Source organism: Pseudothioglobus sp. nBUS_23, assembly GCF_051201565.1.
Taxonomy (GTDB): Bacteria; Pseudomonadota; Gammaproteobacteria; order PS1; family Pseudothioglobaceae; genus Pseudothioglobus.
In genome coordinates this window covers 1,752,464-1,767,981 of the sequence record NZ_CP179200.1, presented here as the reverse complement: position 1 = coordinate 1,767,981, position 15,518 = coordinate 1,752,464, and the positions used below count along the sequence as shown (strand labels likewise).

The following is a 15,518-nucleotide window of genomic DNA, read 5'->3' as shown; positions in this document are numbered from 1 at the left end:
TGACTGCTCTTTTGTCACGATGCTTGTGAAAGCTCAGAGCGCATTTTATCTATTGTTTTTTTATAGTCATCTGTATTGAAAATAGCAGACCCAGCTACAAATGTATCAGCCCCAGCTGAGGCTATCTCCTTAATATTCTCAATCTTCACTCCCCCGTCAATTTCAAGCCTGGTTTGAAGATTTCTTGAGTCAATTAAGTTTCTAACAATCCTTAATTTTTCAAGGGTTTTAGGAATAAATGACTGACCGCCAAAGCCTGGATTAACCGACATTAATAAAACCATATCAAGTTGGTCAATAACATGATCTAAGTGGTTAAGAGGGGTTGCAGGATTAAAAACTAAACCAGCCTTACAGCCACTTTCTTTAATAAGACTAATTGTTCGATCAATATGTTCTGAAGCCTCTGGATGAAAGGTTATGTAAGAAGCTCCAGCGCTTGCAAAATCAGGAATAATTCGGTCAACTGGTTTCACCATGAGGTGGACATCAATAGGCGCTGTAACCCCATGATTTCTTAAGGCCTCACAAACTAATGGCCCTATGGTTAGGTTTGGGACATAGTGATTATCCATTACGTCAAAATGAACTATGTCTGCTCCTGCATTCAAGACATTGTCAACTTCCTCACCAAGCTTAGCAAAGTTTGCAGAGAGTATTGAGGGGGCGATAAAGTTGTCTTTTTTCATGTCACTATCCACTAATTAGTTAGAAGGCTTTTTCCTGACATCTCGCTTGGCTGCTCAATGTTCATGAGCGACAAAAGAGTTGGCGCTATGTCTGCCAGTGTACCAATATGTGGACCTAATAGCGAACTTTTCTTTTCACCAATATAAATTAATGGAACCGGATTAGTTGTATGAGCAGTATGGCTTTTCTGAGTTATAGAGTCTGTCATCTGTTCTGCATTTCCATGGTCAGCAGTAATTAAAACCTCTGTTTTTGTTTCTTTAGCTGCACGATGGATTTTTCCAAGACAGCTATCAACAGCTTCTACAGCCTTAATCGCCGCTTCGAGTTTCCCAGTATGTCCAACCATGTCGGTGTTTGCAAAGTTGCATATAATAAGGCTATATTTTTGAGCATTAATCTCAGAAATAAGATCTTCTGTGAGTTCGAATGCACTCATCTCCGGTTGCAGATCATAAGTTTTTACTTTGGGCGACTGAATAAGCTTTCTATCTTCACCAGGAAGACTTTCTTCAACACCACCATTGAAGAAAAAAGTAACATGCGCATATTTTTCAGTTTCAGCTATTCTAAGCTGCTTAAATCCAAGATCTGACACGCAATCCCCTAGAGTGTTTTTGACAGATATCGGCGGGAACGCACAATCAAGACCAAAGTCTTTTTTATATTCTGTAAGACAGACAAAAGTGCACTCAGCAAAATATTCTCGATTGAACGCATCAAATCTGGACATTGCAAGGGCTTGAGTTATTTCTCTTGCTCTATCAGCTCGATAATTCATAAAAATCATTAGGTCGCCATCCTCTAACCTAACAGGGCTGCCTATTGATGTTGGCGATAGAAATTCATCATTTTCGCCTAGGTCATAAGCCTTTTGAATAGCTTCTTGGGCATTGCTTGCTTGTCGCTCGCCAACTCCTTGTGATATAAGTTTATAGGCTTTTGAAACCCTTTCCCAGCGATTATCCCTGTCCATTGCATAAAAGCGTCCAGCAATTGATACAATTTTACCGACTCCTATTTCGGAAATTTGTTTCTCTAGGTCGTTGACATAAGTTGAGGCACTATTAGGCGGCGTATCGCGCCCATCAGTAAAAATATGGATATAGACCTTGTCACATTTTTTCTCTTTGGCAAGCTTAAGAGCCGCAAAGATATGATCTTGGTGTGAGTGAACACCTCCATCGGATAGCAGTCCGAGAACATGCACAGCCTTTCCTTTTTCACTTGCTGAGGCAAGGGCTTTACATAGCACTTCATTGGAAAAAAAATCACCAGACTTTATTGAATTTTCAATTCTTGTAAAATCCTGCTCAATAATTCTTCCCGAGCCAATAGTCAGGTGGCCAACCTCAGAGTTACCCATTTGTCCATCTGGAAGACCTACGCTGTTTCCAGAGGTGCCAATAAGGGTGTTTGGATAATTCTCTATAAAATGATCCCAATTAGGCGTATCTGCTAGGGCAATAGCATTATTAGAGGTATCACTCGAATAACCCCACCCATCTAAGATTAAAAGTAGTTTTGTTTTTTCCATCAGACTCGGTACTTAAACATTAAATAAAAAATGAACTACATCTCCATCTTTGACAACATAATCTTTTCCTTCGGAGCGTAACTTTCCAGCATCTTTTGCCCCCTTTTCTCCAGAGTGCTCAATATAGTCGGTGTATGAAATTGTTTCAGCGCGAATAAAGCCTTTCTCAAAGTCACCATGTATTTTACCCGCGGCTACAGGGGCTGAATCTCCAATGTTAATTGTCCAGGCTTTGACTTCTTTTGGGCCAGCAGTAAAATAAGTGTGCAGTCCAAGAAGCCTGTAGCCTGCTTTTATTAATCGATCAAGTCCAGACTCGGTTTGACCCATTTCATCTAAAAAGCCTTGTTTGTCTTCCTCGTCAAGTTCGGCAATCTCAGCCTCAATATCTGCACAGACAGATACAACCTGGCTATTTTCTGAGCTTGCGTATTCTAATAATTTAGCCAGATGTGGATTGTTATCAAACCCATCTTCGTTAACATTTGCAACATAAAGTACAGGCTTAGAAGTTAAGAGTTGAAGGCTTTTAAGAAGCTTTGCTTCCTCTTCATTAAAGTCTAAAGATCTGATGGCTAAGCCCTCTTCTAGAACTGGAAGGATTTTTTCGAGTAAGTTTTTTAAAGGTAGGCCTTCTTTCTGTCCCGCCTTTGAGTTTTTCAATGCTTTTTGATAGACTTTTTCAGCACTAAATAGATCCGCAAGTGCAAGCTCAGTATTAATTGTTTCAATGTCATCTAAAGGGCTGACTTTTCCTGAAACATGAATAATGTCATCATTTTCAAAACAACGAACCAAATGAAGAATAGCATCTGTTTCTCTGATATTTGAGAGGAATTGATTTCCAAGACCTTCACCCTTGGACGCGCCTTCTACCAGCCCTGCAATATCAACAAACTCCATTGTGGTTGGGAGTATTTTTTCAGGTTTTGCAATTTCAGCGAGGCTTTGAAGTCGAGTGTCGTTTACTGGAACAATACCAATATTTGGCTCTATAGTACAAAAAGGATAGTTTTCTGAGTCGATTCCAGCCTTTGTGAGCGCATTAAAGAGTGTTGACTTGCCAACATTTGGAAGTCCAACAATTCCACACTTAAAGCCCATTATATTTCTCCAATGTTATGTATGAAGAGCCTTCATGGCCTCTTCAAAACTACCTTTAACTAATAATTCAACAATTTTACTAGCCCTTGATATGCTCTCTTTAATGGCGCATAGCTCTGATTTGCTAGGAGCATTTAAAACATAGTCAACAACTTCATTTTTAGATCCAGGGTGCTCAATTCCGATTCGAAGGCGATAGAAATTTTTTGATCCAAGGGCTTTCATGACGTCCCTTAGGCCATTATGGCCACCATGGCCACCACCCAGTTTTAATTTGACAATTCCAACAGGCAAGTCGAGCTCGTCATGAACAACCAAAGTCTCTTCTGGTGAAATGTCATAGTAGTTTAAAAAGCTTTTTATTGAGCCACCAGAATTATTCATAAAGGTTTGGGGCTTCAACAGAAAAACTTTATTTGAGTTTAGGTTAAGATCTGATGATTCACCTAGAAACTTTGACTGACTCGTAAACTTGGAGTCATTTAAAGAAGCTAGTGACTCAACAAACCAAAAGCCTGCATTGTGACGATGTTCCTGATAATTTTTTCCGGGATTACCCAGTCCAACAATTAGTTTAATCATTACAGCGCTTCATTTTACGCTTGTTGAGCCAATAAGACTGACGATACTTTATTCGTTGTCGTCACCATCTTTTGAGTCTGAATCTGCAGAGTCTGCAGAGTCTTCTGCTGAGTCTTCACCACCCTCTTCAGATTCACCATCCTCAATAATTTCTTCTTCTTCCTCAACTACTTTCGGCTCCGACACTGAACATACAGTCTGGTCGTGTGCCTCAACATCCTCATGTTGCAAGGCATTAATAACAACACCCTCTGGCAAGACAAGATCGGTTAATGAAAGATGATCGCCAACCTCAAGACTACTTACATCTACGTCAATACCGTGAGGTAAGTCTTTAGGTAGACATGAAATCTCAATCGAAACAACAAACTGGTTTAGCATATTGCCCAGCCTTAAGGCTTCGTTTTCTTCCACTCCTACAAAGTGAAGTGGCGTAGTAGTGACAAGAGTTTGTTTAGCATCAACACGTAAAAAGTCTACATGAGTGATGGTATTTTTGGCTGGATGGCGTTGAATATCTTTTAAAACAACCGAATCAGTTGATTCGCCTACTACTAAGTCTAAAACTGAAGTGAATGTATTTTCATCTTCTAATAGGTGGGTAATTTCGTGAATGCTTAGTGTTACCATTTGTGGCTCTTTCTTTCCACCATAAATAATACTAGGCACTTTTTCTTCTTTTCTCAGGCGGCGGCTCGCACCTTTCCCCTGGTCTTCACGCTCTGTTGCGTTTACAGTAATACTCATTTTGAGTTCTCCAATATATGAAAAAACACCACTTCAAGCGGTGTATCTATAGTTGCCTATTTTGCGACCAAACAGGCAAGAGGTGATATTTTACCCGAAATTCTTTTTATATAGCTAATTTTATCTATCTAGACTTAAGCCAAAAAATAACGCATAGCGTTGCGCTGGGAATAGCAAAGGACCAGGCTAATTGAGAGGCAAAATACACAGAAATTATAAGAAATGAAATCGCAAACAAGCCCAATCTTTGTTTAGAGGCGTTTTCTCTCAATTGTTTTACTATCGCCTCTGTTTGTTTCTTTGAATTTTCAGTCTTTAAGGCCCCACTTTCGATCTGCTTGAGGGCATTAATTACTAGCATTGGTATTTCAGGTAATTCTGATACGATCTGAGGCAGCTGGTCAGATATTTTATTGAGAGTGCCTTTAAAACTGAATTTTTCTTTAGCTAGTTTTTCAAGGTAAGGTTTTGCAGTAGCCCAGAGATCAAGATCAGGATAAAGAGAGCGTCCTAAGCCTTCTATGTTAAGCAGCGTTTTATATAGCAAAAGCAGTTGAGGCTGAACTTCCATATCAAAGCGTTTGGCTTCTTTTAAAAGGCTTAGTAAAACTTGTCCAAAGGAAATTTCACTTAATGGCTTTTCAAAGATTGGTTCGCAGACGCTTCTGATAGCATTTTCAAATTCCATTACATTAGTTCCCTCGGGTATCCAACCAGACTCAAGGTGAACTTGTGCAACCCGCTTGTAGTCTTGATTAAAAAATGCCATAAAGTTTTGGGCTAAATAATATTGATCAGCCTCAGTTAGGGTGCCCATAATTCCAAAGTCCACCCCAGTATATTGGTTGTTTTCACCAACAAAAATATTTCCTGGGTGCATATCGGCATGAAAAAAATTGTGGTCAAAGACCTGGGTAAAAAATATAATTACTCCATCCTCGGCAAGAGACTTAAAGTCAACATTTTTCTTCTTTAGCGCTTCTATGTCATTGACGGGTGTTCCATAGATTCGCTCCGTCACCAAAATATTTGATCGACAAAGATCCCAATGAACTTTGGGGACATATAGAAGATCGGAATTATTAAAGTTTTTACCAAGAAGCGAGGCATTGGCCGCCTCCACCATCATGTTCAGTTCGTTGTAAATAATTCCTTCAAACTCCTTTACAGCCTCCTTGGGTCTAAGCCTTTTTCCATCGCTGTGTTTTTCAGCAAGAGTAGCTAAAGCATAAAGAAGTCGGACATCTCTTTTGATTTGTTTTTCAATGCCTGGGCGCACAACTTTAATAATTATTTCTTCCCCATTTTGAGTCACCGCAGTATGGACTTGGGCAATAGAGGCTGAGGCAAGAGGGGATTCATCAAATGATGAAAAAAGATTCGAGGTTTTATCACCGAGTGCTTTTTCAATAATTAGTTTGGACTCTGCAGCAGGGAATGGAGGGCATTTGTCTTGGAGTTTGGCTAGCTCAACACCAATATCATCTGGAAGAAGGTCTCTTCGGGTAGACAATGTCTGTCCAAATTTAATAAAAATTGGTCCGAGCTCCTCAAGTGCAAGTCGAATCCTTTCGCCCTGGCCAGTTTTTTGCTAGGAAAATAGTGCCAAGGTGTTAGGTATATTAAAGGCCTAAGGCTTTTAAGAAAAGATGTAGACAGTATTAAATGATCTAACCTATATCTGATAAGTGTTCTCAATATTCCTGCAAAACGAAACAAGCTTTTCATTGTTAGGCCCTACCTTTGAAAATTTTAGAGCGACTAGGAGCAATTAACACCGTATTTATTTCGTCCTTTATAGTATTAATTATTGAATCGTCATTACCAACAGAGGCCTTTTTTATTTGCCTAAAGGCTCGGCCTATTTGGTGAGCTAGTATGTCCCCAGCATATTGTGAAATAAGCTCCTCAATATCAATTGAAGAAGACGATAATAAGTTTGCTAGTTGTTGAGCGGTATTAACACTACCATTGATTTCAATTTCATCATTTTCAACAAGCTCTTCTAGTGAGGCTCCATTGAATATAGCCACAAATGAGGATTTAGTCAGAGTCACCGAAATATCAACCTTTTTGTTTTGTTGATTGTCAATTACAAAAATACGTGAGTTTAGACAAAGAAAAAATAAGGTTAAGTCTATCTCATCTACTCTAAAACTGACTATTTTGTTATCGATATGATTTAAATCAATATTGTTAGCATTAATTAAATGATTCAGAGATTTTTCAATAGTCAGGCGAAACATTTTGGTTAGGCTTTAATTGCTTTATGAAGTGCAACTATGCCTCCAGTGAGGTTATGGTATTCACAAAATTCAAAACCTGCATCAAGGACCATATTTTTCAATGTCTCTTGGTTAGGGTGTTTTCGAATTGATTCAGCAAGATATTGATAACTATCCTCATCATTGGCAAAAAATTCACCAAATTTTGGAATTAGATTGAACGAGTAGAGGTCATAAATTTTTTCTAGAGTCTTGTTTTCAACCTTAGAGAACTCTAGGATTAACAGAGTACCACCTTTCTTGAGAACTCTATGCATTTGTTTTAATGCCGCATCTTTATGTGTGACGTTTCTCAAGCCAAATGCTATGCTAACACAATCAAAGGAATTGTCCTCAAAGGGAAGTGATTCAGCATTTGCCTGAACAAAGTCAACATCAATGACGCCATGATTTAAAAGGTTTTTTCTTCCCTCCAATAGCATTGAGTCATTGATATCTGAGAGAATAACTTTGCCTTCAGGTCCAACTTTTTTTCTAAACTTGATTGCAAGGTCTCCTGTGCCACCAGCAATATCAAGAACATGGTCGCCCTCTTTTACATTGCTACTTGCAATCGTATAGTTTTTCCAAAGCCTATGAGTCCCCATCGACATGACATCATTCATGAGATCATATTTCCCTGCTACTGAGTCAAATACTCCTTTTACCAGACCTTGTTTTTTTTCAACATCGACCTCTTTATAGCCAAAGTGAGTTGTCTTTGCCATTATTACTTAGAGGGGTAGTCCCTGAAATCAGCGCCAGTGTATATTTGAGTGGGTCTAAATATTCTGTTGTCACTTACTTGTTCATGCCAGTGAGCAACCCAGCCTGCTGATCGCGCCATGGCAAAGATAGACGTGAAGTGTTCTTTGGTAAAGTTGAAGATTTCTGAGTAAAGTATGCCTGAATAAAAGTCTACATTAGGATAAACCCCCTTTTGAGATAAAAGCTCATTACAGATACTTTCAACCTCAAGGGCTGTTTCGAAACGGTTAGATAAAGCAAGCCCATTTTTCTTGATGTAAGTTTTAATCATTTTCTCAAGGATAGTCGCCCTAGGGTCCTTAGTTTTATACTCACGATGACCCATGCCCCAAATAACTTGCTTGTTTTTGAGCCTGCCTTCGATCCATTTACGCGCGTTTTTTGGAGAGCCAATTTCATCAAGCATTATGAGCACATTTTCGTTTGCATTTCCATGTAAGGGCCCTGCAAGAGTTCCAACACCAGCAGCAATTGAAGCAAAAGGATTTGCAAGCGAAGATGCTGTTACCATTGTTGAGAAGGTGGACGCATTGATTGTGTGCTCAGCATGTAAGATTAATGAAGCATCTAGAAGCGCAACAATCTCAGGGTCAGACTCCTCTCCAAAGCACATATACATAAAGTTTTCTGCATAAGACATTGTTTTGCTTGGAGGTATTGGATCATACCCTCTACTTATACGAGTCCACATTGCAACCAAGGTGCTCATATTAGAGATAATTTTTATAAGTGCGTTTTGTGTATAAGAAGAATCTGGTTCCGCAGCTCCAGCATCTGGATAGAAAGTAGCCATAGACGCTATTGCAGTTTGAAGGACATCCATGGAGTGTCCAGTTGAAGGAAGTGACCAGAGTAAATGGCGAATTTTACGCTTGACTTCGTTACGTTTTTTTAAGATGTTTTTAAAGTTTGTGAGCTCTTTTGGAGTAGGGAGTTCCCCATTCATTAGCAAAAGGGCTGTTTCTTCAAAAGAAGAATGCTCAACGAGATCTTGAATGGAATAGCCTCTATAAGCTAGTATTCCTTTTTCACCGTCAATTGAAGAGATTGCAGATTTGGTTGCGGGGACGCCTGCTAGTCCTGGTATGTATTCTGTCATAATGTTTGCTCGCTAAATTGAAAAAGAAGAGCCGCAACCACATGTGGTTTTGGCGTTCGGATTGCTTACAACAAATCTAGCCCCCTGTAGGTCTTCAAGATAGTCAACTGTAGAGCCCATCAGATACTGATAGCTCATAGGATCAATTACTAATTGAACTCCTTTTTTGTTAACACCACTGTCACCCTCTTTAAGATTTTCATCAAAAGTGAAACCATAGGAAAAACCAGAGCATCCACCCCCAGTAATATATACTCGCAGCCTTAATTCTGGATTTTTTTCCTCTTTAATGAGTTGAGCGACTCTACTGGCCGCACTATCACTAAAAACTATGTCAGCTTCGTCTAATATTTCTGTTGCTTCCATTGGTTACCTCTAATTGATCTTTACTACTTGAATTAATGTTATGGCAAAAGTCCAATTTCTAACAGACCCTCTTTTTCGTCAAGTCCAAACATTAAGTTCATATTTTGTATTGCCTGTCCTGCTGCACCCTTGCCCAGGTTATCAATCACAGACATAATTACAAGCTTGTTGCTGTGCTCAACGTACTGAATTGAAATCTGACAATAGTTCGAAGATTTGACTGAGCGGGTTTCAGGATAGACACCTTCAGGTAATATTTTAACAAATTCTTCGTTTTCGTAGGCATTTTCGTAGCAAGTTAAGATATCAGTATCAGAGCCAATCAGGTCAGCATAAATTGTAGCTTCAATGCCGCGACTCATTGGAACTAAATGCGGGGTAAATGTGAGTCCAATAGTGCCCCCAGAAATAGATTCAAGCTCTTGTTTAATTTCAGGAAAATGCCTGTGTCCGCTAATACCATAAGGTTTAAAGCTTTCAGTAATTTCACAAAGAAGAGTGGCTTGATTTGCATTTCGACCAGCACCACTTGCACCTGATTTACAATCTGCAATGATATTGGAAGGATCAATGAGGTTGTTCTCAAGAAGAGGTTTTAAAGCAAGAATTACAGCTGTAGGGTAGCAGCCAGGATTTGCAATTAGTCGAGCGTCTTTAATTGCACTTCTTTTTATTTCAGGTTGTCCGTAGACTGCTTCATTCAATAGAGACTCTTGAGTATGCTCCATGTTGTACCATTCGGACCAAATAGCTGAATCAGTAATTCTGAAGTCAGCACCCAGGTCTATAACTTTAATATTTCTCTCCAAAAATAAACCAGCACTATTCATTGCAACACCGTGAGGTGTAGCAAAAAAAACGACATCGCATTCAAATAATTTTTCATCATCAGGCAAAAGATAAGATAAGTCCGACATTCCATGCATATTTGGAAAAACTTCATAGAGCTTCTTGCCTTGAAGAGCTCTGGAGGTAATTGCGTGGACCTCGGCGCCTGGGTGTTGGTGCAGCAGACGTAAAAGTTCTATGCCGGTATAACCAGAACCACCAATTATTCCAACCTTAAGTTTCATTCTTCTTCTCCAAGCATCTTTTCAAGATAATGTATGTTCATTCCTCCTTTTTTAAAGACTTTATCATCCATAATTAATCTTTGCAGCGGGATATTTGTTTTGATTCCATCAATAACCATTTCATCAAGAGCGTTTTGCATTTTAACAATAGCGTTCTCTCGAGTTTCTCCATAAGTTATGACCTTTCCAATCATTGAGTCATAATGGGGAGGAACATTATAGCCATTATAGATATGAGAGTCTATCCTAACTCCCAGACCTCCAGCCGCATGGTACTGAGTAATCTTTCCTGGAGAAGGCATAAATGTTTCAGGATCCTCGGCATTAATTCTGCACTCAATGGCATGGCCCTTAATTTCGATGTCATCCTGAGTAAGAGACAATTTGTCGCCGCCTGCAATTAATATTTGTTCGCGAACAATATCAACTCCAGTAATCATTTCAGTTACTGGATGTTCAACTTGAACTCTTGTATTCATTTCAATAAAGTAGAACTGATCATTGTCAAAAAGAAACTCGAACGTACCGGCGCCTCGATAATTAATTTTTTTACAAGCTTCGGCGCAGATGTTTCCAATTTTATTCCTAAGCTCTGGGGATATGCCTGGAGCAGGAGCTTCTTCAACGACTTTTTGATGGCGTCTTTGCATAGAGCAGTCTCTTTCACCGAGATGAATAGCGTTTCCATGCTGATCTGCGAGGACTTGAATTTCAACATGACGAGGAGTTGTAAGAAATTTTTCCATATAAACTTCGCCATTTCCAAAAAAACTTAGAGCTTCTGACTGTGTGAGCTTGATTGAATCAATAAGGTCTTTTTCAGACTCAACCACGCGCATGCCTCGACCCCCACCGCCGCCAGAGGCTTTGATGATTATTGGAAGTCCGATTTCTTTTGCAAGTTTAATACTTCTTTTTTCATTTTCATCTAGTGCGCCATCAGAGCCTGGAACGCAAGGCACGCCAGAACTCTTCATTGCCTCAATGGCAGCTACTTTATCACCCATGACCCTTATATTTTCTGCTTTTGGGCCAATAAAAATAAAACCACTTTGCTCTACTTGTTCTGCAAAGTCTGCATTCTCGGATAAAAACCCGTAGCCTGGATGAATTGCGTCAGAATGAGTTACTTCAGCAGCACTAATGATTGCTGGAATATTAAGATAGCTTTTTATTGAAGGGTGGGGTCCAATACATACGGCCTCATCGGCTAATCTGACATGCTTTAAGTCTTTATCTGCAGTTGAATATACTGCAACCGTTTGAATTCCAAGCTCCTTACAGGCTCTGAGGATTCTCAGCGCAATTTCCCCCCGATTCGCTATTAAGACTTTTTTTATGGAGCTCATTCGATGACTATTAATGGTTGCCCAAATTCAACAGCTTCACCATCTTTGATAAGTATTTCAGTTACCGTGCCTGATTGATCAGCCTCTATTTGGTTCATTATTTTCATAGCCTCTATTATTCCTACTGTATCACCCTGATTTATTTTTTGACCAATAGTGACAAATGGTTTTGCTGTAGGTGACGGGGCTGAATAAAATGTGCCAACCATAGGCGAGACAATAGACTGGTCGCTTGTTTGATTTTCAGCAGTCACTACAGGACTAGTTGCAACAGGCGCAGGAGTTGAAACAGGCTGTTGAGGAACGAAAGACTGTACTGGCGTTAGTGAGGGCGCAGGTGAAGCGCCATACCTTGAGATTTTGACTGATTCTTCACCTTCTTTAATCTCAATTTCAGCCATTCCAGACTCTTCCAGAAGCTCCATTAGTTTTTTAACTTTTCGAATATCCATCGATGCTCCTATTTTAAATTTAAATGTTTATATTTAGCACAAGCTAAAATATTTGTAAGTTCATGTTTTGGCTTAAAAATGTTTAGCCTAAGCCTAAGAAAATATTATTATTTGTAACGTCAAAGTTATGAATTTTACCATCAAATAGCTTAATATAGCCTCAAAATAGAAACATTTAGAGGAATTTGTTATTTGTTTAGAGCAGATTATTTAATCGATTTTTCAGATCTTTCGCGCTCACTTCTCCAATAATTCTTTGAGATCTTATTTCTTTTCCATCCTTAAAAAACAAAATTGCAGGAGGGCCTACAAGTGAGAATCTTGACAATATAGATTGATTAGTTTCTGTATTTTTTGTTACGTCAAGAGTATAAGTCATTGCGTCTTCGAGGGACTCACTGACCACTGCATCTTTAAAGACAACTCGTTCCATTTTTTTGCAGGATATGCACCACTCAGCATAAAACTTAAGCACTAGTAGGCTCTCATTTGATCTGTTTTTTGAAATAATAGAATTTAGTTGGGCTTCATTATCGACTAATTGGAATTCAACACTACTGTCCTCATCAATCTTGTCTCCATAGATTATTGTGTCTAGAGGTTGCTGTATTTCGCCTCCTCCTTTAAATACTAATAGCCATAACATCAGGCCATAAATTAGAATTAAAATGGAAAAGAGTTTAAAGACCAAACTTAGCAAACTCACTGGTTTGCTTAAGCTTTTAAATGCTCCAAGCATTATAGGAGCAATAGTAAATAAGAGGGCCCATAAAATTAATGACAGTATTGGGTACAGGATTCTATCTAAAAGATAAAGTGCTACAGCAATCATTGCAAAGCCAAAAATTCTCTTAACATTTTCCATCCATGGGCCAGCTTTTGGCAGCGCATTGACCCCCCAGCCGCAAATTATTATTAGTGGAACCCCCATACCTAGGCCCATTGCAAACAAACCTGCTCCGCCTTTTGCTGCACTTCCGCCAGCAACCACATAGCTTAATGCAGTTGCTAGAAAAGGAGTAACACAGGGTCCAACAATTAATGCAGACAAGAATCCCATTATGCTGACGCCTACAAAGCTTCCCCCCGATTGAGAATTACTAATGCTTGTCAGTTTAGTTTGAACCCCTGATGGCAGTTGAATATCGTACAGGCCAAACATTGATAAGGCGAGCAAAATAAAAAGACAACTTGAGGCAAAAAGCACCCATGGAGTTTGCATAATTGCTTGTAGATTTATGCCTGCTCCAAAGTAGCCTGCAGATGCACCAATTAAACCATATGCCAATGACATCGAGAGGACAAAAGTGATCGACATTAAGAGAGCATTAAAATTAGTAGGCTTTTCTTTTTGCCCGATAATAATTCCAGATAATATTGGTACCATTGGATAGACACAGGGCGTCCAGGATAGTGCAAGTCCAGCTAAAAATGCGGCAATAAGTAGAGCTATGCCACCCTGTTGAAATGTTTCAGATACTTTGCTTTCAAGATCTGTGACCATCTCAGTAGCTGGTACAGGAGCTTTTTTTGATCCTTCGTAACTTACTTCCAGCCTGTCAAACTGAGGGGGATAACAAACTCCCCCTTCCCAGCATCCTTGGTGCTCAATGGCAACAAACACAGGGGTTCTAGTAACATTATTTAACTCAATTTGGATTTCTAGTGGTGTGTTATATACCCTTACCTCGCCGAAAAACTCATCATTCTTAATTGTTGCATTTGGGAATGTAATTTGTTCAACAGAAGCCTCATCAAAAGAAAAAGAAATTTTATCTTTGTAGATATAATAGTCAGGTTGAACAAGCCACCGAACAATCAATATATTGTTGTCCAAAAGAACAGCACTCAAATCAAAAGCTTGATCTACTGGCAAAGGGTGGTTGATTTTTTGTCCTTCTTTGCTTAGGGCTAGGGACGAAATATCTTGGGAGCTTTGTGAGCTTAGCTGGTTGTTAATTGAATCTGTTTCTGCTGAAGATTGCGAAAAAACATTCAGTATTATCAAAAAGCTAATTAGCCAAACACGCATCATTAATTTCACAAATTAATAAAAGATTTAATTATAGTCTAATCAAACCATCTGCTATATTGGGTTTCTTTATAGTGGGCGAGTTTTATCTATAAAATCAACTTGAAAACTGCTATCTAAAATTGCATATTTAATGAATGAAAAGCTGCCACAAAGCCTTTTAGGGCAAACATAAATGAACTCAAAATTAATTCCCTGGATTTTTGTATGGATTTGGAGTACAGGGTTTATTGCTGCCAAGTACGGCCTGGCCTATGCGGAGCCTTTCACCTTGCTAACGTATCGCACAATATTTACGCTTTTAATTTTGTTTTTCATCATTCGTTTCAAAAAAAGCCCTTGGCCAACTTCTAAGCCGGGGTATTTCCACCTTATGATAGTAGGTGCTCTAATCCATGGAGTCTATCTGGGTGGTGTTTTTCAGGCAATCCAGTGGGGAATGCCAGCAGGACTTAGTTCTATGATTATTGGGTTGCAGCCATTGGGTATGGCCCTTATGGCTGGCGTTATATTAAAAGAGCAAGTATCAAAGATGCAATGGACAGGGCTCATAATTGGACTCATAGGTTTATACCTGGTTTTATTTGATAGGATAGATTTGACCAATGAGCTTGCTTTTGATGGTTTTTCGATTTGGGCAGTCATTGCTGTAGTTGCATCTTTGTTTGGGATCTCAGCTGGAGCTGTTTATCAGAAAAGATTTTGTAATGATATGGATTTAATTAGCGGGACATGGGTTCAGTATTTTAGCGCCTTGCTTTTGTGTGCCTTCATTGCTGTTTTTTTTGAAACTGGGGAGGTTTACTGGACAAGTTCTTTTATATTTACTTTAGCTTGGCAAGTGCTCGCGCTTTCAGTCGGAGCAATTTTCTTGCTCATGACAATGATTAAACAAGGCGCCGCTGCTAAAGTTGGAAGTTATTTTTATTTAGTTGCCCCACTAGTTACGATTCAGGCTTGGTTTTTATTTGATGAAACTATTGGATTTAGTGCTTTGGTTGGGGTTATCCTTATTTCCCTGGGTGTCGCAATAACATCCTCAAAAAAATCTTTGAGGAGTATCCAAAGCTAAAGTTCGCCTTCCTCTTCCAACACCATTCTGGCAATTTTAAAACACTCAACTCCTTGAGGAACTCCACAATAAATTGCAATCACATGAAGTATTGACTTTATTTCATTAATGCTCACACCATTTGTTAGAGCGCCTTTTAAATGAACTTCAAACTCATCCATTTTACCAAGTGCTGCAAGCATGGTAAGATTCATCATTGATCTGGTTTTGGCTTCAATTGTCTCATCTCCCCAGCCAAAACCCCAGCACCACTCAGTCATTTGTTTTTGAAAATCTTCATTGAATTCATCGGCGGCATCAAGATTTTTTTCGACATACTCTTTTCCAAGTGTGGCTTTTCTTTTTGATAGCCCCAGTTCAAATAGTTTTTTATCCATAATCTA

General features: G+C 39.1%; 16 protein-coding genes. 1 reads left to right on the top strand and 15 read right to left on the bottom strand.

The window, feature by feature from the left end; genetic code table 11:
* Positions 1 to 14: 14 nt before the first annotated feature.
* The 14 genes from rpe to dsbD form a co-directional block, all read right to left on the bottom strand.
* Positions 15 to 689 carry a ribulose-phosphate 3-epimerase gene (gene rpe / locus ACMAZA_RS09015; RefSeq protein WP_435188876.1) on the bottom strand — a complete coding sequence of 225 codons (675 nt, stop codon included), beginning with the start codon at positions 687 to 689 and terminating at the stop codon, positions 15 to 17.
* Positions 690 to 700: 11 nt separating this feature from the next.
* On the bottom strand, positions 701 to 2,227 hold the full coding sequence (gene gpmI, locus ACMAZA_RS09010; RefSeq protein ID WP_435188874.1) for a 2,3-bisphosphoglycerate-independent phosphoglycerate mutase: 1,527 nt from the start codon (positions 2,225 to 2,227) through the stop codon (positions 701 to 703).
* Positions 2,228 to 2,239: 12 nt separating this feature from the next.
* A complete protein-coding gene (gene ychF, locus ACMAZA_RS09005; RefSeq protein WP_435188872.1) occupies positions 2,240 to 3,331 on the bottom strand; it encodes a redox-regulated ATPase YchF in 1,092 nt (363 codons plus the stop codon).
* Positions 3,332 to 3,346: 15 nt separating this feature from the next.
* Positions 3,347 to 3,913: an aminoacyl-tRNA hydrolase gene (pth, locus tag ACMAZA_RS09000; protein ID WP_435188870.1), complete on the bottom strand. Its 567-nt coding sequence runs from the start codon at positions 3,911 to 3,913 to the stop codon at positions 3,347 to 3,349.
* A gap of 48 nt (positions 3,914 to 3,961) precedes the next feature.
* Positions 3,962 to 4,660 (bottom strand): 50S ribosomal protein L25/general stress protein Ctc, encoded by a 699-nt coding sequence (locus tag ACMAZA_RS08995; protein WP_435188868.1) that lies wholly within the window; start codon positions 4,658 to 4,660, stop codon positions 3,962 to 3,964.
* A gap of 124 nt (positions 4,661 to 4,784) precedes the next feature.
* The gene (ubiB, locus tag ACMAZA_RS08990) at positions 4,785 to 6,227 is read right to left on the bottom strand and encodes a 2-polyprenylphenol 6-hydroxylase (RefSeq protein WP_435190504.1); all 1,443 of its coding nucleotides are present in this window, start codon (positions 6,225 to 6,227) and stop codon (positions 4,785 to 4,787) included.
* Positions 6,228 to 6,390: 163 nt separating this feature from the next.
* Positions 6,391 to 6,906 carry an SCP2 sterol-binding domain-containing protein gene (locus ACMAZA_RS08985; RefSeq protein ID WP_435188867.1) on the bottom strand — a complete coding sequence of 172 codons (516 nt, stop codon included), beginning with the start codon at positions 6,904 to 6,906 and terminating at the stop codon, positions 6,391 to 6,393.
* A 5-nt stretch (positions 6,907 to 6,911) separates the two neighbouring features.
* Entirely contained in the window at positions 6,912 to 7,652 is a 741-nt protein-coding gene (gene ubiE, locus ACMAZA_RS08980) for a bifunctional demethylmenaquinone methyltransferase/2-methoxy-6-polyprenyl-1,4-benzoquinol methylase UbiE (protein WP_435188865.1), read from the bottom strand.
* Positions 7,653 to 7,654: 2 nt separating this feature from the next.
* Complete coding sequence (locus ACMAZA_RS08975) at positions 7,655 to 8,791, bottom strand: citrate synthase (protein WP_435188863.1); 1,137 nt, start codon at positions 8,789 to 8,791, stop codon at positions 7,655 to 7,657.
* A gap of 12 nt (positions 8,792 to 8,803) precedes the next feature.
* Positions 8,804 to 9,157 (bottom strand): iron-sulfur cluster insertion protein ErpA, encoded by a 354-nt coding sequence (erpA, locus tag ACMAZA_RS08970; protein ID WP_435188861.1) that lies wholly within the window; start codon positions 9,155 to 9,157, stop codon positions 8,804 to 8,806.
* A 38-nt stretch (positions 9,158 to 9,195) separates the two neighbouring features.
* The gene (argC, locus tag ACMAZA_RS08965) at positions 9,196 to 10,230 is read right to left on the bottom strand and encodes an N-acetyl-gamma-glutamyl-phosphate reductase (RefSeq protein WP_435188860.1); all 1,035 of its coding nucleotides are present in this window, start codon (positions 10,228 to 10,230) and stop codon (positions 9,196 to 9,198) included.
* Entirely contained in the window at positions 10,227 to 11,579 is a 1,353-nt protein-coding gene (accC, locus tag ACMAZA_RS08960; protein WP_435188858.1) for an acetyl-CoA carboxylase biotin carboxylase subunit, read from the bottom strand. The genes argC and accC overlap by 4 nt, the downstream gene beginning before the upstream one ends.
* Entirely contained in the window at positions 11,576 to 12,031 is a 456-nt protein-coding gene (gene accB / locus ACMAZA_RS08955; RefSeq protein WP_435188857.1) for an acetyl-CoA carboxylase biotin carboxyl carrier protein, read from the bottom strand. The genes accC and accB overlap by 4 nt, the downstream gene beginning before the upstream one ends.
* A 196-nt stretch (positions 12,032 to 12,227) precedes the next feature.
* Positions 12,228 to 14,066, bottom strand: coding sequence for a protein-disulfide reductase DsbD (dsbD, locus tag ACMAZA_RS08950; protein WP_435188856.1), 1,839 nt, complete (start codon positions 14,064 to 14,066; stop codon positions 12,228 to 12,230).
* Positions 14,067 to 14,238: 172 nt separating this feature from the next.
* On the opposite strand from dsbD, the gene ACMAZA_RS08945 reads away from it, so the two are divergent.
* Entirely contained in the window at positions 14,239 to 15,135 is an 897-nt protein-coding gene (locus ACMAZA_RS08945; protein ID WP_435188854.1) for a DMT family transporter, read from the top strand.
* Here the strand turns inward: ACMAZA_RS08945 and ACMAZA_RS08940 are convergent.
* Positions 15,132 to 15,512: a carboxymuconolactone decarboxylase family protein gene (locus ACMAZA_RS08940; RefSeq protein ID WP_435188850.1), complete on the bottom strand. Its 381-nt coding sequence runs from the start codon at positions 15,510 to 15,512 to the stop codon at positions 15,132 to 15,134. The two genes, ACMAZA_RS08945 and ACMAZA_RS08940, sit on opposite strands and share 4 nt — an antisense overlap.
* Between the last annotated feature and the right edge of the window lie 6 nt (positions 15,513 to 15,518).